Source organism: Pseudomonas sp. NPDC099000, assembly GCF_044759925.1.
In the GTDB taxonomy this organism is placed as follows: domain Bacteria; phylum Pseudomonadota; class Gammaproteobacteria; order Pseudomonadales; family Pseudomonadaceae; genus Aquipseudomonas.
In genome coordinates this window covers 24,100-42,738 of sequence record NZ_JBIWAF010000032.1, presented here as the reverse complement: position 1 = coordinate 42,738, position 18,639 = coordinate 24,100, and the positions used below count along the sequence as shown (strand labels likewise).

16 protein-coding genes are annotated in these 18,639 nt (G+C 60.1%); 8 read left to right on the top strand and 8 right to left on the bottom strand.

Annotated features, from left to right (window positions below; genetic code table 11):
• Window positions 1-105: 105 nt before the first annotated feature.
• Entirely contained in the window at window positions 106-2,199 is a 2,094-nt protein-coding gene (locus tag ACIQV9_RS25420) for an LTA synthase family protein (RefSeq protein ID WP_403107399.1), read from the top strand.
• A 59-nt stretch (window positions 2,200-2,258) separates the two neighbouring features.
• Here the strand turns inward: ACIQV9_RS25420 and ACIQV9_RS25415 are convergent, their stop codons facing one another.
• Window positions 2,259-2,417: a DUF3309 family protein gene (locus ACIQV9_RS25415; RefSeq protein WP_403107421.1), complete on the bottom strand. Its 159-nt coding sequence runs from the start codon at window positions 2,415-2,417 to the stop codon at window positions 2,259-2,261.
• A gap of 281 nt (window positions 2,418-2,698) precedes the next feature.
• Here ACIQV9_RS25415 and ACIQV9_RS25410 point away from each other — a divergent pair, with 281 nt between their 5' ends.
• The 3 genes from ACIQV9_RS25410 (at window position 2,699) to csrA (ending at window position 4,241) form a co-directional block, all read left to right on the top strand.
• On the top strand, window positions 2,699-3,514 hold the full coding sequence (locus ACIQV9_RS25410) for an SDR family oxidoreductase (RefSeq protein WP_403107397.1): 816 nt from the start codon (window positions 2,699-2,701) through the stop codon (window positions 3,512-3,514).
• Window positions 3,515-3,577: 63 nt separating this feature from the next.
• Entirely contained in the window at window positions 3,578-3,910 is a 333-nt protein-coding gene (locus ACIQV9_RS25405) for a YnfA family protein (protein ID WP_403107395.1), read from the top strand.
• 145 nt (window positions 3,911-4,055) lie between these two features.
• Complete coding sequence (gene csrA, locus ACIQV9_RS25400; protein WP_403107393.1) at window positions 4,056-4,241, top strand: carbon storage regulator CsrA; 186 nt, start codon at window positions 4,056-4,058, stop codon at window positions 4,239-4,241.
• Window positions 4,242-4,246: 5 nt separating this feature from the next.
• On the opposite strand, the gene ACIQV9_RS25395 is transcribed toward csrA, so the two are convergent.
• From ACIQV9_RS25395 to mnmC, 5 genes are all read right to left on the bottom strand, one after another.
• Window positions 4,247-4,474, bottom strand: a complete 228-nt coding sequence (locus ACIQV9_RS25395) for a YheU family protein (RefSeq protein ID WP_010461751.1) — start codon at window positions 4,472-4,474, stop codon at window positions 4,247-4,249.
• 208 nt (window positions 4,475-4,682) lie between these two features.
• The gene (locus tag ACIQV9_RS25390; RefSeq protein ID WP_403107391.1) at window positions 4,683-5,873 is read right to left on the bottom strand and encodes an osmoprotectant NAGGN system M42 family peptidase; all 1,191 of its coding nucleotides are present in this window, start codon (window positions 5,871-5,873) and stop codon (window positions 4,683-4,685) included.
• 161 nt (window positions 5,874-6,034) lie between these two features.
• Entirely contained in the window at window positions 6,035-7,783 is a 1,749-nt protein-coding gene (gene ngg, locus ACIQV9_RS25385; protein ID WP_403107389.1) for an N-acetylglutaminylglutamine synthetase, read from the bottom strand.
• A 3-nt stretch (window positions 7,784-7,786) separates the two neighbouring features.
• Complete coding sequence (locus tag ACIQV9_RS25380; RefSeq protein WP_403107387.1) at window positions 7,787-9,559, bottom strand: N-acetylglutaminylglutamine amidotransferase; 1,773 nt, start codon at window positions 9,557-9,559, stop codon at window positions 7,787-7,789.
• A gap of 220 nt (window positions 9,560-9,779) precedes the next feature.
• On the bottom strand, window positions 9,780-11,759 hold the full coding sequence (mnmC, locus tag ACIQV9_RS25375) for a bifunctional tRNA (5-methylaminomethyl-2-thiouridine)(34)-methyltransferase MnmD/FAD-dependent 5-carboxymethylaminomethyl-2-thiouridine(34) oxidoreductase MnmC (RefSeq protein WP_403107385.1): 1,980 nt from the start codon (window positions 11,757-11,759) through the stop codon (window positions 9,780-9,782).
• A gap of 306 nt (window positions 11,760-12,065) precedes the next feature.
• Here mnmC and pap point away from each other — a divergent pair, with 306 nt between their 5' ends.
• Together pap and ACIQV9_RS25365 are read left to right on the top strand one after the other, a co-directional pair.
• Window positions 12,066-13,589, top strand: coding sequence for a polyphosphate:AMP phosphotransferase (gene pap, locus ACIQV9_RS25370; RefSeq protein WP_403107383.1), 1,524 nt, complete (start codon window positions 12,066-12,068; stop codon window positions 13,587-13,589).
• Between the two features lie 102 nt (window positions 13,590-13,691).
• On the top strand, window positions 13,692-14,876 hold the full coding sequence (locus ACIQV9_RS25365) for a thiolase family protein (RefSeq protein ID WP_403107381.1): 1,185 nt from the start codon (window positions 13,692-13,694) through the stop codon (window positions 14,874-14,876).
• Window positions 14,877-15,014: 138 nt separating this feature from the next.
• Here ACIQV9_RS25365 and ACIQV9_RS25360 read toward each other — a convergent pair whose 3' ends face one another.
• Complete coding sequence (locus ACIQV9_RS25360) at window positions 15,015-15,209, bottom strand: DUF6316 family protein (RefSeq protein WP_403107379.1); 195 nt, start codon at window positions 15,207-15,209, stop codon at window positions 15,015-15,017.
• A gap of 211 nt (window positions 15,210-15,420) precedes the next feature.
• Here ACIQV9_RS25360 and ACIQV9_RS25355 point away from each other — a divergent pair, with 211 nt between their 5' ends.
• Window positions 15,421-16,380, top strand: a complete 960-nt coding sequence (locus tag ACIQV9_RS25355; RefSeq protein WP_403107377.1) for a DMT family transporter — start codon at window positions 15,421-15,423, stop codon at window positions 16,378-16,380.
• 131 nt (window positions 16,381-16,511) lie between these two features.
• Here the strand turns inward: ACIQV9_RS25355 and ACIQV9_RS25350 are convergent, their stop codons facing one another.
• Window positions 16,512-17,906: a class II fumarate hydratase gene (locus ACIQV9_RS25350; protein ID WP_403107375.1), complete on the bottom strand. Its 1,395-nt coding sequence runs from the start codon at window positions 17,904-17,906 to the stop codon at window positions 16,512-16,514.
• A 191-nt stretch (window positions 17,907-18,097) separates the two neighbouring features.
• Here ACIQV9_RS25350 and ACIQV9_RS25345 point away from each other — a divergent pair, with 191 nt between their 5' ends.
• Window positions 18,098-18,628, top strand: a complete 531-nt coding sequence (locus ACIQV9_RS25345) for a DUF2059 domain-containing protein (protein WP_403107373.1) — start codon at window positions 18,098-18,100, stop codon at window positions 18,626-18,628.
• Window positions 18,629-18,639 lie beyond the last annotated feature (11 nt).

Genomic DNA, 18,639 nt, shown 5'->3' with positions numbered 1-18,639 from the left:
CAACATTTGCGCACCGCGCAAGCCCCGGGGCCGAGAACTGGCCAACAGAGGGCAGGGCGCCGCTTTATTTTTGAAACTTCAACTTCCAATGGGTCCTAAAACGACATGGCAAACCCGGACGCCCTGAGTCAGCAGCGAGCTTCTAGTCGCCTGCTGCAACCGACCGTCAAATCGCACCTGGCCTACACGCTGCTGTGCGCCTTGATCATGATGGTCATGTTCAGCCTGCTGCGCGTTGCGCTGCTGGTCTACAACCGCGAAATGATCCAGGATTCACCCGCCTCGACCTTTATCGAGGCGTTCGCCAATGGTCTGCGTTTCGACCTGCGCCTGGTGGTCTACCTCTGCATTCCGCTGATACTGGCACTGTTCAGCGCCCGGGCCATGGCCGCTCGCGGGTTCTTCCGCTTCTGGCTGACCATCGCATCGAGCATCGCGCTGTTCCTCGGCCTGATGGAGATGGATTTCTACCGCGAGTTCCACCAGCGCCTTAATGGCCTGGTCTTTCAGTACGTGAAAGAAGACCCGAAAACCGTGATGAGCATGCTCTGGTACGGTTTTCCTGTGGTTCGCTACCTGCTGGCCTGGGCTTTCGGCACGTTGATCCTGACCCTCGCGTTCAAGGGCGCCGACCGCGCGACCCGTCCTCGCGGTCCTTTCAGCGGCGGCAGCATCGGCACGCGCCAGGTTGCCCCGTGGTATGCGCGAGGCGTCGTTTTTGTGGTCTGTCTGCTGGTCTGCGTGGTTGCCGCTCGTGGCACTCTGCGTCAGGGCCCGCCGATGCGTTGGGGTGATGTCTACACCACCGACTCGAACTTCGCCAACCAGTTGGGCCTCAACGGCACGCTGTCGCTGATTGCGGCGGCCAAGAGCCGGATGTCCGAAAACCGCGACAACATCTGGAAAGCCACGGTGGAACAGCCGCTGGCTCAGCAGACCGTCCGCGATATGTTGCTGACCCCAAGCGACAAACTGGTGGATGGCGAGACCGCCGCCGTGCGTCGCAACTACTCTCCGGCCGCAGACAAGACCCTGCCGATCAAGAATGTGGTTGTGATCCTGATGGAAAGCTTCGCCGGTCACTCGGTGGGCGCATTGGGTCGTCCGGGTAACGTCACGCCATACTTCGACAAATTGTCGAAAGAAGGTCTGCTGTTCGACCGTTTCTTCTCAAACGGCACCCACACCCACCAGGGCATGTTTGCCACTATGGCCTGCTTCCCGAACCTGCCGGGTTTCGAATACCTGATGCAGACTCCGGAAGGCAGCCACAAACTGTCCGGCCTGCCGCAGTTGCTCAGCGCCCGTGACTACGACGATGTGTACGTCTATAACGGCGACTTCGCCTGGGACAACCAGTCGGGCTTCTTCAGCAACCAGGGCATGACCAACTTCATCGGGCGTAACGACTTCGTTAACCCGGTGTTCTCCGACCCGACCTGGGGCGTGTCCGACCAGGACATGTTCAATCGCGGTCTGGAAGAGTTGAAAGCCCGCGATGGCAAGGACAAAAAACCGTTCTATGCCTTGCTGCAAACCCTGTCCAACCACACACCTTACGCCTTGCCGACGCCTTTGCCGGTCGAGCGCGTGACTGACCGTGGCAACCTCAACGAACATTTGACCGCCATGCGCTACTCCGACTGGGCGCTGGGTCAGTTCTTCGAGCAGGCGCGTAAAGAGCCGTACTTCAAGGAAACGCTGTTCGTGGTGGTAGGCGACCATGGTTTCGGCAACGAGCAGCAGATCACTGAAATGGACCTGGGCCGTTTCAACGTACCGATGCTGCTGATCGGGCCGGGCGTGCAGGACAAATTCGGCCAGGTTGACCACACCGTGGGCACCCAGATCGACATCGTGCCGACCATCATGGGTCGTATCGGTGGCGACGTGATTCACCAGTGCTGGGGTCGTGACTTGCTGAACCTGCCGGAAGGCGACAAGGGCTTCGGCATGATCAAGCCATCGGGCAGCGATCAAACCGTGGCGTTGCTGACCGCGGATCGCGTGTTGGTGCTGCCTAAGGACATGCCGCCCAAGTTGTATCAGTACGAACTGGGCGCCAATCCGAAAGGCGAACTGATTCCGGCGTCGGCTGACGAAGCGGCCCTCAAGCAGAAACTCGAGTCGTTCATCCAGACGGCCACCAAGAGCCTGATCGACAACACCGCCGGTGTGGTTGACGGCAAGCCGGACTAAGTTTCAGGCGCAATAAAAAAGAGGCCCTTGTTCAAGGGCCTCTTTTTTGACCAGGATCTTTAAATCTTGCCAAGTAACAGCAGAATCAGCAGCACCACCAACACCGCGCCGATGATACCCGACGGGCCATAACCCCAACTTCTGGAGTGTGGAAAGACCGGCAAACCACCTACCAGCAGGAGAATCAGAATTACGATAAGAATTGTGCCCATGTCTATTTCCTTGTTGGAAGTGTTCTGGAATGACGTTAGCTTTTAACTGTCAGCTGGACTGCAATAAACCCGAGCTGCTTATAAAATCCGACTGTCGCGGGTGTCAGAAAATTCCAAGTTTTTTTAATGTTTTTCGAAGAAAGCCTTATTTCGTTTTTTACAGCGTTAGTTGATTCGGGCGCTCCCGAGGTTTGCTCGGACCATTCAGCAATCTGATGGAGCGTGGGTCGCGCAATGTCCTTCGCTACACTCAGCGCATCTTCCCCGGAACAACAAGGCTGTTTGCTATGCAAAATCGCATGATGATCACTGGCGCGGGCTCAGGCTTAGGTCGCGAAATCGCGCTGCGTTGGGCGCGTGAAGGCTGGCAGCTGGCCTTGTCGGATGTCAGCGAGCCCGGTCTGCAGGAAACCCTGAAACAGGTTCGCGAAGCGGGCGGCGACGGTTTTATCCAGCGTTGCGATGTGCGCGATTACAGTCAGCTGACAGCCTTCGCCCAAGCGTGCGAAGAGAAGCTTGGCGGCATCGATGTCATCGTCAACAACGCCGGCGTGGCCTCGGGCGGGTTCTTCAGTGAACTGTCCCTGGAAGATTGGGACTGGCAGATCGCGATCAACCTGATGGGCGTGGTCAAGGGCTGCAAGGCCTTCCTGCCGCTGCTGGAAAAAAGCAAAGGCAAGATCATCAACATCGCGTCGATGGCCGCGCTGATGCAAGGCCCGGCCATGAGCAACTACAACGTGGCCAAGGCGGGCGTGGTGGCCCTGTCCGAAAGCCTGCTGGTCGAACTGGCGCAGCAGGAAGTGGGCGTGCATGTGGTTTGTCCGTCGTTCTTCCAGACCAACCTGCTGGATTCCTTCCGCGGCCCGACCCCGGCCATGAAAGCCCAGGTCGGCAAATTGCTGGAAAGTTCGCCAATCACCGCAACCGACATCGCCGATTACATCTACAAGCATGTCGCCGCCGGTGAATTCATGATTCTGCCCCACGAGCAGGGACGCATGGCCTGGGCGCTGAAGCAGAAAAACCCGCAACTGCTCTACAACGAAATGACCGCCATGGCCGACAAGATGCGCGCCAAGGCCAAACAAAACGCAGGCTGAACTTGCCCGTGCGCAACACCGTCGTTAGGGTGGCCGCAACGGCCATCCTCACGAGACGTCTGCATGCTCAATTACCTGTGGTTTTTCCTCGCGGCGCTGTTCGAAATCGCCGGCTGCTTCGCCTTCTGGATGTGGCTGCGCCAAGGTAAAAGCATTTGGTGGGTGGTGCCGGCGCTGCTCAGCCTGACGTTGTTCGCACTGTTGCTGACCCGTGTCGAGGCGACTTACGCCGGTCGCGCCTATGCCGCCTATGGAGGCATTTACATCGTCGCGTCGATCGGTTGGCTGGCGGTGGTCGAGCGGATTCGTCCCTTGGGCTCGGACTGGCTGGGCGTGGCGCTGTGCGTGATCGGGGCCAGCGTGATTCTATTCGGTCCGCGTTTCTCCGCTTCTTGAGGCGGCATTCAAAGGATTTGTAAGACGCTTCCGTAAGGGAGGATGGTCCTGCGTTGTAGGGCAAGACTGAATTGCCGTCGTTGCATTGAAGACCTGCTGTGCGACAGGCATCTTCAAGGGCCGGTAACCCTGAAGGATGAATGCCATGCTTGTACTCAGTCGCGTTGTGGGCGAGATGATTTCCATCGGTGACAACATTTCAGTGCGCATCATCGCCGTCAACGGAGGCAGCGTGCGCTTCGGTGTCGAAGCGCCACAAAACGTCAATGTGCATCGAGCCGAAGTCTACGATCGCATCCAGGTCAAACTGGCGAAAACCAAAGGACGCTGAGCGCCTCAGTCGAACAGGTGCTTGGGCACATCGTGCTTGAGCATCAACTGGCATTGCTCGCTGTCCGGATCAAAAACGATCAGCGCCTGTCCCTTGGTCAATGCCTGGCGAACACGCAATACGCGGGTTTCCAGCGGCGTGTCATCACCATTGTCCGTGCCGTCGCGGGTCACGAAATCCTCGATCAGACGGGTGAGGGTGTCGACTTCAAGTTGGTCGTAGGGAATCAGCATAGGCACCTCGGCTAAACAATGGCGCGATGCTACGGCGAATGATCGGTTGCGGCTAGCCTTGGCCTTCAACGTTGCCTGACCCGACGCCATCGCGGGCAAGCCACGCTCCCACAGGTTTTGCGTCGATCTGGAAATAGTGATCGACGCAAAACCTGTGGGAGCGTGGCTTGCCCGCGATGGCGATCCTCCAGGTGACCCAAAATCCGGGTCAGCTATCCGAACGCTGCCCAACCAGACTATCCACCGACGGCACCCGCGTATCGCTTTCCATCTGCGTGTCGTGCTCGATCTGATGACTGAACCGGTCCAGCGAGCCCTTCGCCGGCTGCGCATCACTGGCAAATACCGGCGGGCTCAGAATGTAGGCGCCGAGCAACCGACTCAGCGCAGCCAGGCTATCGATGTGCGTGCGCTCGTAACCGTGAGTGGCATCGCAGCCGAAGGCGAGCAGGGCGGTGCGGATGTCGTGCCCGGCGGTGACCGCCGAATGCGCATCGCTGAAGTAATAGCGAAACAGGTCGCGGCGCACCGGCAACTCGTTTTCACTGGCCAATCTGAGCAAGTGCCGCGACAGGTGATAGTCGTAAGGCCCGCCGGAATCCTGCATCGCCACGCTCACTGCGTGTTCGCTGGAATGCTGGCCGGGCGCAACCGGCGCGATGTCGATGCCGACGAACTCGCTGACGTCCCAGGGCAAGGCCGCCGCCGCGCCGCTGCCTGTTTCCTCGGTGATGGTGAACAGCGGATGACAATCGATCATCAACTCCTCACCGCTGTCGATGATCGCTTTCATCGCCGCCAGCAGCGCCGCAACGCCGGCCTTGTCGTCGAGGTGACGGGCGCTGATGTGGCCGCTTTCAGTGAACTCAGGCAGCGGGTCGAAGGCGACGAAATCGCCCACGCTGATCCCCAGGGAGTCGCAGTCGGCGCGGGTGGCGCAGTAAGCGTCCAGACGCAATTCGACGTGATCCCAGCTGATCGGCATTTCATCCACGGCGGTGTTGAACGCGTGCCCGGACGCCATCAGCGGTAACACGCTGCCGCGAATCACACCGTTGTCGGTGAACAGGCTGACGCGGCTGCCCTCGGCAAAACGGCTGGACCAGCAGCCGACCGGGGCCAGTGTCAGGCGGCCGTTGTCTTTCACCGCGCGAACCGCAGCGCCGATGGTGTCGAGGTGAGCGGAAACCGCACGGTCCGGGCTGTTTTTCTTGCCCTTGAGCGTGGCGCGGATCGTGCCGCGCCGGGTCATCTCAAAGGGAATGCCCAGCTCTTCGAGGCGTTCGGCGACGTACCGCACGATGGTGTCGGTGAAGCCGGTCGGGCTGGGAATGGCGAGCATTTCCAGCAGGACTTTTTGCAGATAGTTGAGATCCGGTTCGGGGATTTTGCTGGTCATGGAAACTCCTGATGAGTTGAGCGCATCGATGGTTTCGATGAGGGAAAAGTTGGGTGCCTGACCTGGCGCCTTCGCGAGCAAGCTTCGCTCCTACAGGTAATACGCGTTCCTTTGTAGGAGCGAGGCTTGCCCGCGAAGGCGTCAGTCCAGACGACACATGACTAGGAAACTGCTGGCTGACTATGCGGAAACAACAAATCCACAAACCGCTCCGCCGTCGGCTGCGGTTCATGGTTGGCCAGCCCGGCACGTTCGTTGGCTTCGATAAACACATACGCCGGTTGATCGGCGGCAGGCACCATCAGGTCGAGCCCGACCATGGGAATATCCAGCGCCCGCGCCGCGCGCACCGCCGCATCCACCAGGGTCGGATGCAAAATCGCCGTGACATCCTCCAGAACACCGCCGGTATGAAGATTCGCGGTACGCCTTACGAACAGATGCTCACCGGCCGGCAGAATACTGTCGTAGTCATAACCTGCCGCCTGCAACGTGCGCTCGGTTTCATGGTCTAGCGGGATTTTGCTTTCACCGCTGGTGGCCGCCTGCCGACGCCGACTCTGCGCTTCGATCAGCGCGCCAATCGAATGCTGACCATCGCCCACCACCTCGGCAGGCCGGCGAATCGCCGCGGCGACCACCTCGAAACCGATCACCACAATGCGCAAATCGAGACCTTCGTGGAAACTTTCGAGCAGCACACGGCTGTCGAACTGTCGGGCGGCTTTGATCGCTTGCTGGACCTCTTCGATCGTCCGCAAATCCACCGCGACGCCTTGACCTTGCTCGCCATCCAGTGGCTTGACCACCACTCGCTCGTGCTCATCGAGAAACGCCAGGTTGTCGTCAGCGTTGCCGGCCAGTTGCTGCGAGGGCAGGTTCAAACCGGCGGCCTTGAGCACTTTGTGCGTCAGGCTTTTGTCCTGGCACAGGGTCATGCTGATGGCGCTGGTCAGGTCGCTCAGGGATTCGCGGCAACGCACCCGGCGCCCGCCATGGCTGAGGGTGAACATCCCGGCGTCGGCGTCATCGACGTGCACATCAATGCCACGTCGATGGGCTTCCTCGACAATGATCCGCGCATACGGGTTGAACTCGGCTTCAGGGCCAGGACCAAGGAACAGCGGTTGATTGATGCCGTTCTTGCGCTTGATGGCGAAGGTCGACAGGTTGCGAAAGCCGAGCTTGGCGTAAAGGCTTTTCGCCTGCCGGTTGTCGTGCAACACCGACAGGTCCAGGTAGCTCAGCCCACGGCTCATGAAGTGCTCGATCAAATGCCGCACCAGCACTTCACCGACGCCGGGCCGCGAGCAGTGCGGATCGACCGCCAGGCACCACAGGCTGCTGCCGTTCTCCGGATCGTTGAACGCCTTTTGATGGTTGAGGCCCATGACGCTGCCGATGATCGCGCCGCTGTCTTCATCTTCGGCCAGCCAATACACCGGGCCGCCCTGATGTCGCGGCGTCAGCAAATTCGCGTCAATCGGCAACATTCCGCGCGCCTGGTACAGCTGATTGATCGCCTGCCAGTCCGTCTCGCTTTGGGCCCGGCGAATACGAAAGCCGCGAAACACCCGGGTTGACTGACGGTAATCGCTGAACCACAGACGCAGGGTGTCGGAGGGGTCGAGGAACAGTTGCGCCGGTTCCAGCCCCAACACTTGCTGGGGCGCAGCAACGTACAAGGCGATGTCGCGCTCACCGGTCTGTTCGTTGAGCAGCTCCTGGGCCAGGCTTGCCGCATCCGGAAAGGTATGGCCGATCAGTAACCGGCCCCAGCCGCAATGCACGGCAATCGGCGCGGCGCCCAGTTCACTGCCGTCTTCGGCCAGCCGCGCCTGCAAACGTTCATAGGAGGGCGACTGACCGCGCAACAAGCGTTGGCTATAAGCCGTGGCGTGGGGTTTCATCGATCAGATTCCTTGTTCACTGAGCCACAGGTTCAGGGCCGCCAATTGCCACAGCTTGGAGCCGCGCAACGGGGTCAACTGGCCTTGCGGATCGGTCAGCAGGCGGTCAAGCATGGCCGGGTTGAACAGGCCGCGATCCTGGCTCGGGTCGAGCAGCAGTTCGCGCACCCAGTTCAACGTATCGCCCTGCAAATGCTTGAGGCCCGGCACCGGGAAATAACCTTTCTTACGGTCGATCACTTCGCTCGGAATCACCAGCCGCGCGGCTTCTTTCAACACTTGTTTGCCGCCATCCGGCAGTTTGAATTTGCCCGGCACCCGGGCCGACAACTCCACCAGGCGATAGTCGAGAAACGGTGTGCGCGCTTCCAGGCCCCAGGCCATGGTCATGTTGTCGACACGTTTGACCGGGTCGTCCACCAGCATGATCGTGCTGTCCAGACGCAGGGCTTTATCCACCGCCGCATCGGCGCCGGGCTGTGCGAAATGTTCCTTCACGAAGTCACCGGCAGCGTCATTGGCCGTCAGCCATTTCGGTTGAACGGTGGCGGCGTAATCCTCGTAGCTGCGGTCGAAGAACGCATCACGATAGGCCGCATACGGATCGGCGGCGCCATCGACTTGTGGATACCAGTGATAGCCGGCAAACAGTTCGTCCGCACCCTGGCCGCTTTGCACAACCTTGCAATGCTTGGCCACTTCCCGGGACAGCAGGTAGAAGGCGATGCAGTCATGGCTGACCATCGGCTCGCTCATGGCGCGGAACGCCGCGGGCAGTTGCTCGATGATCTCTTTTTCGTCGATGCGCAGTTGATGGTGCTGCGTGTTGTAGTGTTTGGCGATCAAGTCCGAATACTGGAACTCATCGCCACGTTCGCCGCCGGCATCCTGGAAACCGATGGAAAAGGTCGACAGGTTTTCCACCCCGACTTCACGCAACAGACCCACCAGCATGCTCGAATCGACGCCGCCCGAAAGCAATACGCCGACGTCCACGGCCGCTCGTTGACGGATCGCCACCGCGTCGCGGGTGCTGTCGAGTACACGGTCACGCCAGTCTTCAAGCGTCAGATTCATCTCGTCGGCGTGTGGTCCGTAGGGCAGGGTCCACCAGGTTTTCTGCTCGGTGGTGCCGTCTGCTTCGATGCGCATCCAGGTTGCGGGTGGCAGTTTTTCGATGCCGGCCAGCAAGGTGCGCGGGGCGGGAACCACCGCGTGGAAATTCAGGTAGTGATTGAGCGCAACCGGGTCGAGGATCGGGTTGATGTCGCCGCCCTTGAGCAGCGCCGGTAACGCCGAGGCAAAGCGCAGGCGCTGGCCGGTGCGCGACAGATACAACGGTTTCACACCGAGACGGTCACGCGCGATAAACAGGCGCTTGGCGTCGCGCTCCCAGATGGCGAAGGCAAACATGCCATTGAGTTTCGGCAGCAGCGCTTCGCCCCAGGCGTGATAACCCTTGAGCAGCACTTCGGTGTCACCACCGGAATAGAAGGCATAACCAAGGTTTTCAAGCTCGGTGCGCAGTTCCGGGAAGTTGTAGATCGCGCCATTGAAGGCCAGGGACAAGCCCAATTGGTTGTCGACCATCGGCTGCGCCGAGCCATCCGACAAGTCCATGATTTTCAGGCGACGGTGGCCCAGGGCAATCGGCCCCTGGCTATGAAAGCCCCACGCGTCAGGACCGCGAGGGGCCAGGTGATGGGTGATTCGTTCAACGGCTGCAAGGTCCGCAGGTTGATGATCAAAGCGTAACTCGCCAGCTAATCCGCACATAAAGTCCTTACCGGTTTTTCCGTTGGGGAGGGTCAATCGATACCCGGCCAAAAACAGCGGGTACTCAGAAACTGACCCGGTGGGATCGTGGGAGTTTTAGATCGATAAGTAATAAGAGGGAATACGCAGGCGTGCGCCATTAACCCAAAACGGCAGGCCATGTGCGGTACATGAATAGGTTAAACAGGGTGTCTGCGCACTTACGCACAGTTGAGTCGATTCATTTACCTCGAATCAAACGGCGCAAGGCAAAGCGGTTCGGGTGACAGGCCTCGGCCACGGCGCTGGGCAATGGCAGCGGTTCGTTGTCGAGCCAGGCTGCCAGCAACTCGCCTGACAGCGGCGCGGTAATCAGCCCTCGCGAACCGTGCCCGCTGTTGACGTACAAGCCATCCCGCCATGGGCAAGGGATGTCCGGCGTTTGCCGGGCATCCTTGCTCAGGGCGATGTAGGCGTCGGCGAAGGCCTGACTGTCAGCCAAAGGGCCGACAATCGGCAGGTAATCGGGGCTGGTGCAGCGGAACGCCGCGCGACCTTCAAGTGCTTCGGGTTGCAAGGCGTCTGCGCCGAGTCGGGCGACCAGGTCCAGCGAGATTTCTTCGAGCATTTGCAGGTTACCGGCATGCTCGGCCGTGGTAGGCGTCAGGTCGTCGTTGTTGAAATCAAAACTTGCGCCCAGGGTGTGTTCACCCAGGCGGGCCGGCGCGACATAACCTTCGGCGCACACCACGGTGCTCAGGCTCTGGCTTGCAGGTGTTTGGGGCAGGCGGGTGATCTGTCCGCGAATCCGTTTGAGCGGCAAGTCGCTGCTGAAGTCGAAACGCTTGATCTCGGCAGCTCCGGCCAGCACCACTACCGGTGCGTTGGCCAGCAGCTTGTGACCCTCCCACGCTTGCCATTGTCCCTCCACACGACGCAGTTCCAGTACATCGTGATGGGTCAGGAGCCGGATATTCGGATGCGCCGCTTGCCATGCGCACAAAGCGGGCGGATGCACCCAACCGCCCTCGGGGTAAAACAGGCCGCCCGATTGCAACGCGATGCCCGCGCGGATCTGCGCGTGTTCCTGATCGAGTGTGTGCAACAAATCCTCGGGAAACGCCGCCGCCAGTTGTGCCTGACGTTCGGCTTCCTTGGCGTTGAAGGCCAGTTGCAGCACGCCGCAATCGTCCCAGTCGACGCCTCGGTGCAAGTGCTCGAGCAAACGCCGGGTGTGACCGAAACCACTGACAATCAACTGTGACAAGGCCGTGCCATGGGCCGAAAGCTTGAGGTACAACACGCCTTGCGGATTGCCCGAAGCTTCCTGCGCAATACCGTCATGACGCTCCAGCAGGCTCACCTGCCAACCCCGCGTGGCGAGACTGGCGGCCGTGGCGCAACCGGCCAGACCGGCGCCGATCACCAAGGCACGACGCTCGCCGGTGACCGGGGCCGGACGCGCAAACCAGGGTTTCGCCACGACAGGCGCAGGTGTTTCTTCAGGCCAGCCAAGAAACACCCCGCGCAGGATTTCCCACTTATGGCCGATGCCCGGCGTGCGCTTCATCTTGAAGCCCGCCGCGTTCAGCAGACGGCGCACCCAACCGGTGCTGGTGAAGGTGCTGATGGTCGAGCCGGGCGCCGCCAGCCGCGCCAGTTCGGCAAACAGTTCGGAGGTCCACATGTCGGGGTTTTTTGCCGGGGCAAAACCGTCGAGAAACCACGCATCAATCTGCGCGTCCAGTTGCGGCAATTGCTCCAGCGCATCGCCGATCAGCAGCGTCAGAGTGACGCGACCGTTGTCCAGAATCAGTCGCTGGAAGCCTTGATGGATCGCCACGTATTGCGTCAGCAATTGATCGGCAAACGGCTTGAGCTCCGGCCACAACGCCAAGGCTCGCTGCAAGTCCGGCGGGCTCAGCGGGTACTTTTCGACGCTGACAAAATGCAGTCGCGCACCGGCCACGGCGTGCTGTTCGAACAACTGCCAGGCGCACAAAAAATTCAAACCAGTGCCGAAACCGGTTTCGCCAATGACCAGCCGACCGCCGTCCGGCAGCGCGGCGAAGCGTTCACGCAAACCGTTCTGTTCGAGGAATACGTAGCGGGTTTCTTCAAGGCCTGACTTGTCCGAAAAATAGACGTCGTCGAACACCCGCGAATACGGGCGACCCTGGTCGTCCCAGTCGAGTTGGGCGTGAGGCAATACAGGTTTCATGGCAGGCTCGGCAACGGCAAGGCGGCCATTCTAGCTGATCGACGTGGTGATGCTTGATCCATGGCAAGCGCCCGGTTGGTGTGGCAGGGACAATTGTCTTTTTGTGGCGAGGGGGCTTGCCCCCGTTCGGCTGCGTAGCAGTCGTAAAACCTGCAAGTTTGGTGTGACTGACAGAATGCTGGGGGCCGCTCCGCAGCCCAACGGGGGCAAGCCCCCTCGCCACAGTGGTCCAACTCGCAGGGAATTTTCTCTGCTGACTAACAGCCCAATCCGCTAGTCTTGCTCAATCTGGAAAGGGAGTCGTCCATGTTCGAATCTGCTGAAATCGGTCACGCCATCGACAAAGAAACCTACGAAGCTGAAGAACCGGCACTGCGTGAAGCGTTGCTCGAAGCGCAGTTCGAACTACAGCAGCAAAAGCGCTTTCCGGTGATCATCCTGATCAACGGCATCGAAGGCGCCGGCAAGGGCGAGACGGTCAAATTGCTCAACGAGTGGATGGACCCGCGCCTGATCGAAGTCCGCACCTTCGATCAGCAGACCGATGAAGAGCTGGCGCGCCCCCCTGCCTGGCGGTACTGGCGGATGCTCCCGGCCAAGGGCCGCATGGGGATCTTCTTCGGCAACTGGTACAGCCAGATGCTGCAAGGCCGGGTTCATGGGCTATTCAAGGACGCGGTGCTGGATCAGTCGATCAACCAGTCCGAGCGTTTTGAAAAAATGCTCTGCGACGAAGGCGCGCTGATTTTCAAATTCTGGTTTCACCTCTCCAAGAAGCAAATGAAGGCGCGCCTCAAGGCACTCGCCGACGATCCGTTGCACAGCTGGCGCATCAGTCCGCTGGATTGGCAACAATCGCGGACCTACGACAAGTTCGTGAAGTACGGCGAGCGCGTGTTACGCCGCACCAGCCGCGACTACGCGCCCTGGCATGTGATTGAAGGCGTGGATGCGCATTATCGCAGTCTGGCTGTGGGCAAGATCCTGCTCGAAGGCCTGCAAATTGCCTTGAAGCGATCCCGGATTCATCCCTCCAAGGTCAACGCTGCGCCGCTGCCGATCCATGTCGATCAGCTCAACCTGCTCGACAGCCTCGACTTGAGTCAGCGCCTGGACAAGGACGATTACGAAGAACAACTGATTACCGAGCAGGCGCGTTTCTCGGGTCTGATGCGTGACAAACGCATGCGTCAACACGCCTTGATCGCCGTGTTCGAAGGCAATGACGCGGCGGGCAAGGGCGGGGCGATTCGGCGCGTTGCCGCGGCGCTCGATCCACGCCAATACGACATCGTGCCGATTGCCGCGCCCACCGAGGAGGAGCGGGCGCAACCGTATTTGTGGCGCTTCTGGCGGCACCTTCCGGCCAAGGGCAAGTTCACCGTGTTCGATCGCTCGTGGTATGGCCGGGTATTGGTCGAGCGCGTTGAAGGCTTCTGTCCGCCCGCAGACTGGCTGCGGGCCTACAGCGAGATCAACGATTTCGAAGAGCAGATTTCAGAGTCGGGCGTCATCGTGGTCAAGTTCTGGCTGGCCATCGACAAGGAAACGCAACTGGAGCGCTTCGAGGCGCGGGAAGACATTCCCTTCAAGCGTTTCAAGATCACTGAAGACGACTGGCGCAACCGCGACAAATGGGACGCCTACCGCGCGGCCGTCGGCGACATGGTGGACCGCACCAGCACCGAAATCTCGCCGTGGACCCTGGTGGAGGCCAATGACAAGCGCTGGGCCCGGGTCAAGGTCCTGCGCACGATCAACCAGGCGCTGGAAGAAGCGTTCGACAAATCAGACAAGCACGATAAGAAGGCCAAAAAACGCAAGTCGTGAGCCGATGGTTACGCATACGCGGGGTGAATGATTGTCGCGGTCGGTTATGAGGTGGACTTATGCTCGGTCCACTCTCAACCGACAACAACAATGAGGTATGCCATGCGTGAAGTGGTGATCGTCGACAGCGTGCGGACCGGCCTGGCCAAATCCTTTCGCGGCAAGTTCAACCAGACCCGTCCGGATGACATGGCGGCCCATTGTGTCGATGCCTTGTTGGCGCGCACCGGCATCGACCCGGCCAGCGTTGAGGATTGCATCGTTGGTGCGGGCTCCAACGAAGGCGCCCAGGGTTACAACATTGGTCGCAACGTCGCGGTGTTATCGCGTCTGGGCATCGGCACCGCGGGCATGACCCTCAACCGTTTCTGCTCGTCGGGCTTGCAGGCCATCGCCATCGCCGCCAACCAGATCGCGTCGGGCTGCAGCGACATCATCGTGGCCGGTGGCGTCGAATCCATCAGCCTGACCATGAAAAGCGTCAACACCGACAACCTGATCAACCCGCTGCTGAAAGAACAGATGCCGGGCATCTATTTCCCCATGGGCCAGACCGCCGAAATCGTCGCGCGCCGTTACAGCGTCAGTCGCCATGAGCAGGATCTGTACGCGCTGCAAAGTCAGCAGCGCACGGCTCAGGCTCAGGCCGATGGTTTGTTCGATGATGAAATCGTACCGATGGCGGTGAAGTACCGGGTTGAAGACAAGGCCACCGGTCAGGTCCAGATCCTCGACGGCATCGTCGATCGCGACGACTGCAACCGCCCGGACACTACGCTGGAAAGCCTGGCCGGGTTGAAACCGGTATTCGCCGAGGACGGTTCGGTGACGGCGGGTAACTCGTCGCAACTGTCCGATGGCGCTTCGATGACGCTGGTCATGAGCCTGGAAAAAGCCCTGGAGCTGGGACTCAAGCCCAAGGCGTTCTTCCGTGGTTTTACGGTGGCCGGGTGCGCGCCGGACGAAATGGGCATCGGTCCGGTGTTCTCGGTGCCGAAATTGCTCAAAGCCAAGGGTTTGCAGGTGGCCGACATTGATTTGTGGGAGCTCAACGAAGCGTTTGCCTCGCAGTGCCTGTACAGCCGCAATCGCCTGGAGATCGATAACGACAAGTACAACGTCAATGGCGGCTCGATTTCCATCGGCCATCCGTTCGGCATGACCGGCTCGCGTCAGGTCGGGCACATTGTGCGTGAGTTGCAGCGGCGTAATTTGCGGTATGGCGTCGTCACCATGTGCGTGGGTGGCGGTATGGGGGCGACGGGGTTGTTTGAAGCGGTGCGTTAAGTCCGCAAGCACGGTGTTGCCTGATTAACCGCTATCGCGAGCAAGCTCGCTCCCACAGGTTTCTGTGCCGAACGCAATATTTGTGATCGCCGCCAATCAGTGTGGGAGCGGGCTTGCCCGCGATGCCGGCGCCTCGGTCTACCGGTGGGCATCCGACATCTGCATCCGCTCGATGTAGGCCTGAATCTCCCGCTCTGCCGCCTGCCGGTTATCAAACGGCCCCTCCAGCGTGTTTTCCCGGGTGCTGAAAAACAGTTCCCCGTTCACACGACAGACCCGGTCGCAACGAAAGTGTGTGGCGGGGGCATTGTCCTGGGCGCGCTTGCCGTACATGGCAGGTCTCCTGAAGGATGTTCCGGTGGGTGGATCCAATGAGCTTATGCATGAACCACTTGCGCCGCCTGACCAACCGATCGACGGCACTTCGCCAAATTAATGGTGCGACCTGCACAGTTTCATTCGCGGCCAGCCGCCAACTGTCCCTGTGTCGCGCCGGGGTCTGCGCCTAGAATGGCGTTTCTTGCCATCTGGCTTTGGGGTTCGCATGCATATTTCATCCGGTCGCTGGGTTTACGGTTTGTTCCTGGCCTTGCTGACCGCGGTTCTGTGGGGAATTCTGCCGATCAAACTCAAACAAGTCCTGCTGGTGATGGACCCGGTGACGGTGACCTGGTTTCGCCTGACGGTGTCCGGTGGCTGCCTGTTCATTTATCTGGCAGCGACCAAACGCCTGCCCAGTCGCAAAGTCCTCGGCCCGCGCGGCGGCTGGCTGGTGTTGATGGCGGTACTCGGCCTGGTTGGCAACTACGTGCTGTACCTGATGGGCCTGAACCTGCTCAGCCCCGGCACCGCGCAACTGGTGGTGCAGATGGGCCCGATCATGTTGCTGATCGCCAGTCTGTTTGTGTTCAAGGAACGGTTCAGTGTGGGGCAGGGGATTGGTCTGCTGGTGCTGCTGATTGGCTTCGCGCTGTTCTTCAATCAACGCCTGGCCGAGTTGTTGACCTCGCTGACCGATTACACCGCGGGCGTATTACTGGTGCTGCTGGCCTCAACGGTCTGGACGTTTTACGCGCTGGGGCAGAAGCAATTGCTGACGGTGTGGAATTCGTTGCAGGTGATGATGGTGATCTACCTGTTCTGTGCCTTATTGCTGACGCCGTGGGTGCATCCGCTGGAGGCGCTGCAACTGAGCCCGCTGCAAGGCTGGTTGCTGCTGGCGTGCTGCATGAATACCTTGATCGCTTATGGCGCCTTTGCCGAAGCGCTTGCCCATTGGGAAGCTTCGCGGGTCAGCGCAACGCTGGCGATTACGCCGTTGGTAACATTTGGCGCAGTGGCCGTGGCTGCGTGGGTGTGGCCGGAATATGTGCACGCCGAGACGATCAATGGTCTGGGGTATGGCGGGGCGGTGTTGGTGGTGGTGGGATCGGCGTTGGTGGCCCTTGGGCCGTCGTTGATTGCCGGGCTCAAGGCGCGGCGGATGAAGATGGCTGCCAGTTAAACCGCGTTATCGTTCATCGCGGGCAAGCCTCGCTCCTACAGGGTTTGTGTCGATCACAATATTCAGGATCGGCACAAACCTGTAGGAGCGAGGCTTGCCCGCGAAGGCTGGACTGTCAGGCGCTACAAAACTCAGCCCTTGGCACCGGCCTCAAGCATATTCTCCGGCCTCACCCACGCATCAAACTGTTCATCTGTCAGATACCCCAGCTGCAACGCCGCCTCACGCAAGGTCAGCCCTTCGCCGTAAGCCTTCTTGGCAATCTCCGCCGATTTGTCGTAGCCGATATGCGGGTTCAACGCCGTCACCAGCATCAACCCACGCTCCAGGTGTTCAGCCATTTTCGCTGCATCCGGTTCAAGCCCTGCGATGCAATGCTGCTGGAAGTTGCTGCAACCATCGCCCAGCAGGCGGATCGATTGCAGCAGGTTGTGGATGATCACCGGTTTGAACACGTTCAGTTGCAAGTGCCCCTGACTCGCCGCAAAACCAATGGCGACGTCGTTGCCCAGGACCTGGCAAGCGAGCATCGACAGCGCTTCACACTGGGTCGGATTGACCTTGCCCGGCATGATCGAGCTGCCCGGTTCGTTGGCCGGCAGTTTCACTTCGGCAAAACCGGCGCGCGGCCCGGAGCCCAGCAGACGCAGGTCGTTGGCGATTTTCATCAGGGTCACAGCGAGGGTTTTCAGCGCACCCGATAAGGTGGTCAGCGGCTCATGGCCAGCCAGCGCGGCGAACTTGTTCGGCGCGGTGACGAATGGCAGGCCGGAGAGGGCGGCCAACTCTGCGGCGATCGCTTCACCAAAACCGTGGGGCGAGTTCAGCCCCGTTCCGACAGCAGTGCCGCCCTGCGCCAGCTCACAGACCGCCGGCAGCGCGCTGCGAATCGCCCGTTCGGCGTAATCCAGTTGCGCGATGAACGCCGAGAGCTCCTGGCCGAAGGTGATCGGCGTGGCGTCCATCATGTGGGTGCGGCCGGTCTTGACCAGTTTCATGTGCCGCGCGGACAACTCGGCCAAGCCACCAGAGAGCTCATTGATCGCCGGCAGTAAATGCTGCTGCACCGCCTGGGCGGCGGCAATGTGCATGGCGGTCGGGAAGCAGTCGTTGGAGCTTTGGGAGCGATTGACGTGATCGTTGGGATGAACCGGGGTCTTGCCGCCACGGGGGTTGCCGGCCAGTTCGTTGGCGCGGCCGGCGATCACTTCGTTGACGTTCATATTGCTCTGGGTGCCGCTGCCGGTCTGCCAGACCACCAATGGGAACTGGTCGTCGTGACTGCCGTCGAGCACTTCGTCGGCGGCCTGTTCGATCAGCCGGGCGATGTCGGCGGGCAGGTCGCCGTTGCGGTCATTGACCCGCGCCGCGGCTTTCTTGATCAGGGCCAGTGCGTGCAGTACGGCCAGTGGCATGCGTTCGTTGCCAATGGCGAAATTGATCAGCGAGCGTTGCGTCTGAGCGCCCCAGTAGGCCTCATCCGGGACTTCCACCTGGCCAAGGCTGTCGGTTTCGATACGGCTCATCTTGCACACTCCTGTAGGTCGATAGCGCAGTTTAGGCCGTGATCGTCGGCCGTGGTTCCATCAGTCTGGATTTTGACCGTTCAACCCCTCTAAATCAGGCGCGACAAGGCTTGGGGTTGAGCCATACAGTTTTTTAGGCGCAGAATGGACGCCCTTGGGGTTTTACCTCGCCTGCTAGAAAAGGAAACTCGATGACTCGTCTTCGTGCCATCTGTACCGCGGTTGCACTGGTTTGCGCCAGCGGCCCTGTTTTTGCCGATACCGCCAGCCACAACGCCAGTGCCGAAGCTTTCCTGACCCTGGCGCACGCTGACAAATTGGGCACTCCGGTGTACATGCAAGTGCAGCAAATGTTCGCTCAGCGCTTTGAACAGACCAAAGCCCCTGAATCGAAAAAAGCCTTGCTGGAAACCTACCAGGCCAAAGCCAACGCCGCGCTGGACCAAGCCATTGGCTGGAACAAGCTGAAGCCGGACATGGTCAAGCTCTACACCACCAACTTCAGCGAATCCGAGCTCAAAGACCTGGTCGCGTTCTACAAGTCGCCACTGGGCAAGAAAGTCCTGGAAAAAATGCCGCAGCTCACTCAGCAATCGGCCCAGATGACTCAAGCCAAGCTGGAAAGCGCGGTGCCTGTGGTCAACAAACTGCTGGCCGACATGACTAACGAGCTGGATCCTAAAGCCGGCGCTGCTGCTCCTGCTGCCAAGAAAAAGCCTTAAGCGGAGCCCGG

What these genes read in the sequence shown, in the direction of transcription:
- ACIQV9_RS25420 (WP_403107399.1), top strand. Translation starts at nt 106, where the DNA reads ATGGCAAACCCGGACGCCCTGAGTCAGCAGCGAGCTTCTAGTCGCCTG.
- ACIQV9_RS25410 (WP_403107397.1), top strand. Translation starts at nt 2,699, where the DNA reads ATGCAAAATCGCATGATGATCACTGGCGCGGGCTCAGGCTTAGGTCGC.
- ACIQV9_RS25405 (WP_403107395.1), top strand. Translation starts at nt 3,578, where the DNA reads ATGCTCAATTACCTGTGGTTTTTCCTCGCGGCGCTGTTCGAAATCGCC.
- csrA (WP_403107393.1), top strand. Translation starts at nt 4,056, where the DNA reads ATGCTTGTACTCAGTCGCGTTGTGGGCGAGATGATTTCCATCGGTGAC.
- ACIQV9_RS25395 (WP_010461751.1), bottom strand. Translation starts at nt 4,474, where the DNA reads ATGCTGATTCCCTACGACCAACTTGAAGTCGACACCCTCACCCGTCTG.
- ACIQV9_RS25390 (WP_403107391.1), bottom strand. Translation starts at nt 5,873, where the DNA reads ATGACCAGCAAAATCCCCGAACCGGATCTCAACTATCTGCAAAAAGTC.
- ngg (WP_403107389.1), bottom strand. Translation starts at nt 7,783, where the DNA reads ATGAAACCCCACGCCACGGCTTATAGCCAACGCTTGTTGCGCGGTCAG.
- ACIQV9_RS25380 (WP_403107387.1), bottom strand. Translation starts at nt 9,559, where the DNA reads ATGTGCGGATTAGCTGGCGAGTTACGCTTTGATCATCAACCTGCGGAC.
- mnmC (WP_403107385.1), bottom strand. Translation starts at nt 11,759, where the DNA reads ATGAAACCTGTATTGCCTCACGCCCAACTCGACTGGGACGACCAGGGT.
- pap (WP_403107383.1), top strand. Translation starts at nt 12,066, where the DNA reads ATGTTCGAATCTGCTGAAATCGGTCACGCCATCGACAAAGAAACCTAC.
- ACIQV9_RS25365 (WP_403107381.1), top strand. Translation starts at nt 13,692, where the DNA reads ATGCGTGAAGTGGTGATCGTCGACAGCGTGCGGACCGGCCTGGCCAAA.
- ACIQV9_RS25360 (WP_403107379.1), bottom strand. Translation starts at nt 15,209, where the DNA reads ATGTACGGCAAGCGCGCCCAGGACAATGCCCCCGCCACACACTTTCGT.
- ACIQV9_RS25355 (WP_403107377.1), top strand. Translation starts at nt 15,421, where the DNA reads ATGCATATTTCATCCGGTCGCTGGGTTTACGGTTTGTTCCTGGCCTTG.
- ACIQV9_RS25350 (WP_403107375.1), bottom strand. Translation starts at nt 17,906, where the DNA reads ATGAGCCGTATCGAAACCGACAGCCTTGGCCAGGTGGAAGTCCCGGAT.
- ACIQV9_RS25345 (WP_403107373.1), top strand. Translation starts at nt 18,098, where the DNA reads ATGACTCGTCTTCGTGCCATCTGTACCGCGGTTGCACTGGTTTGCGCC.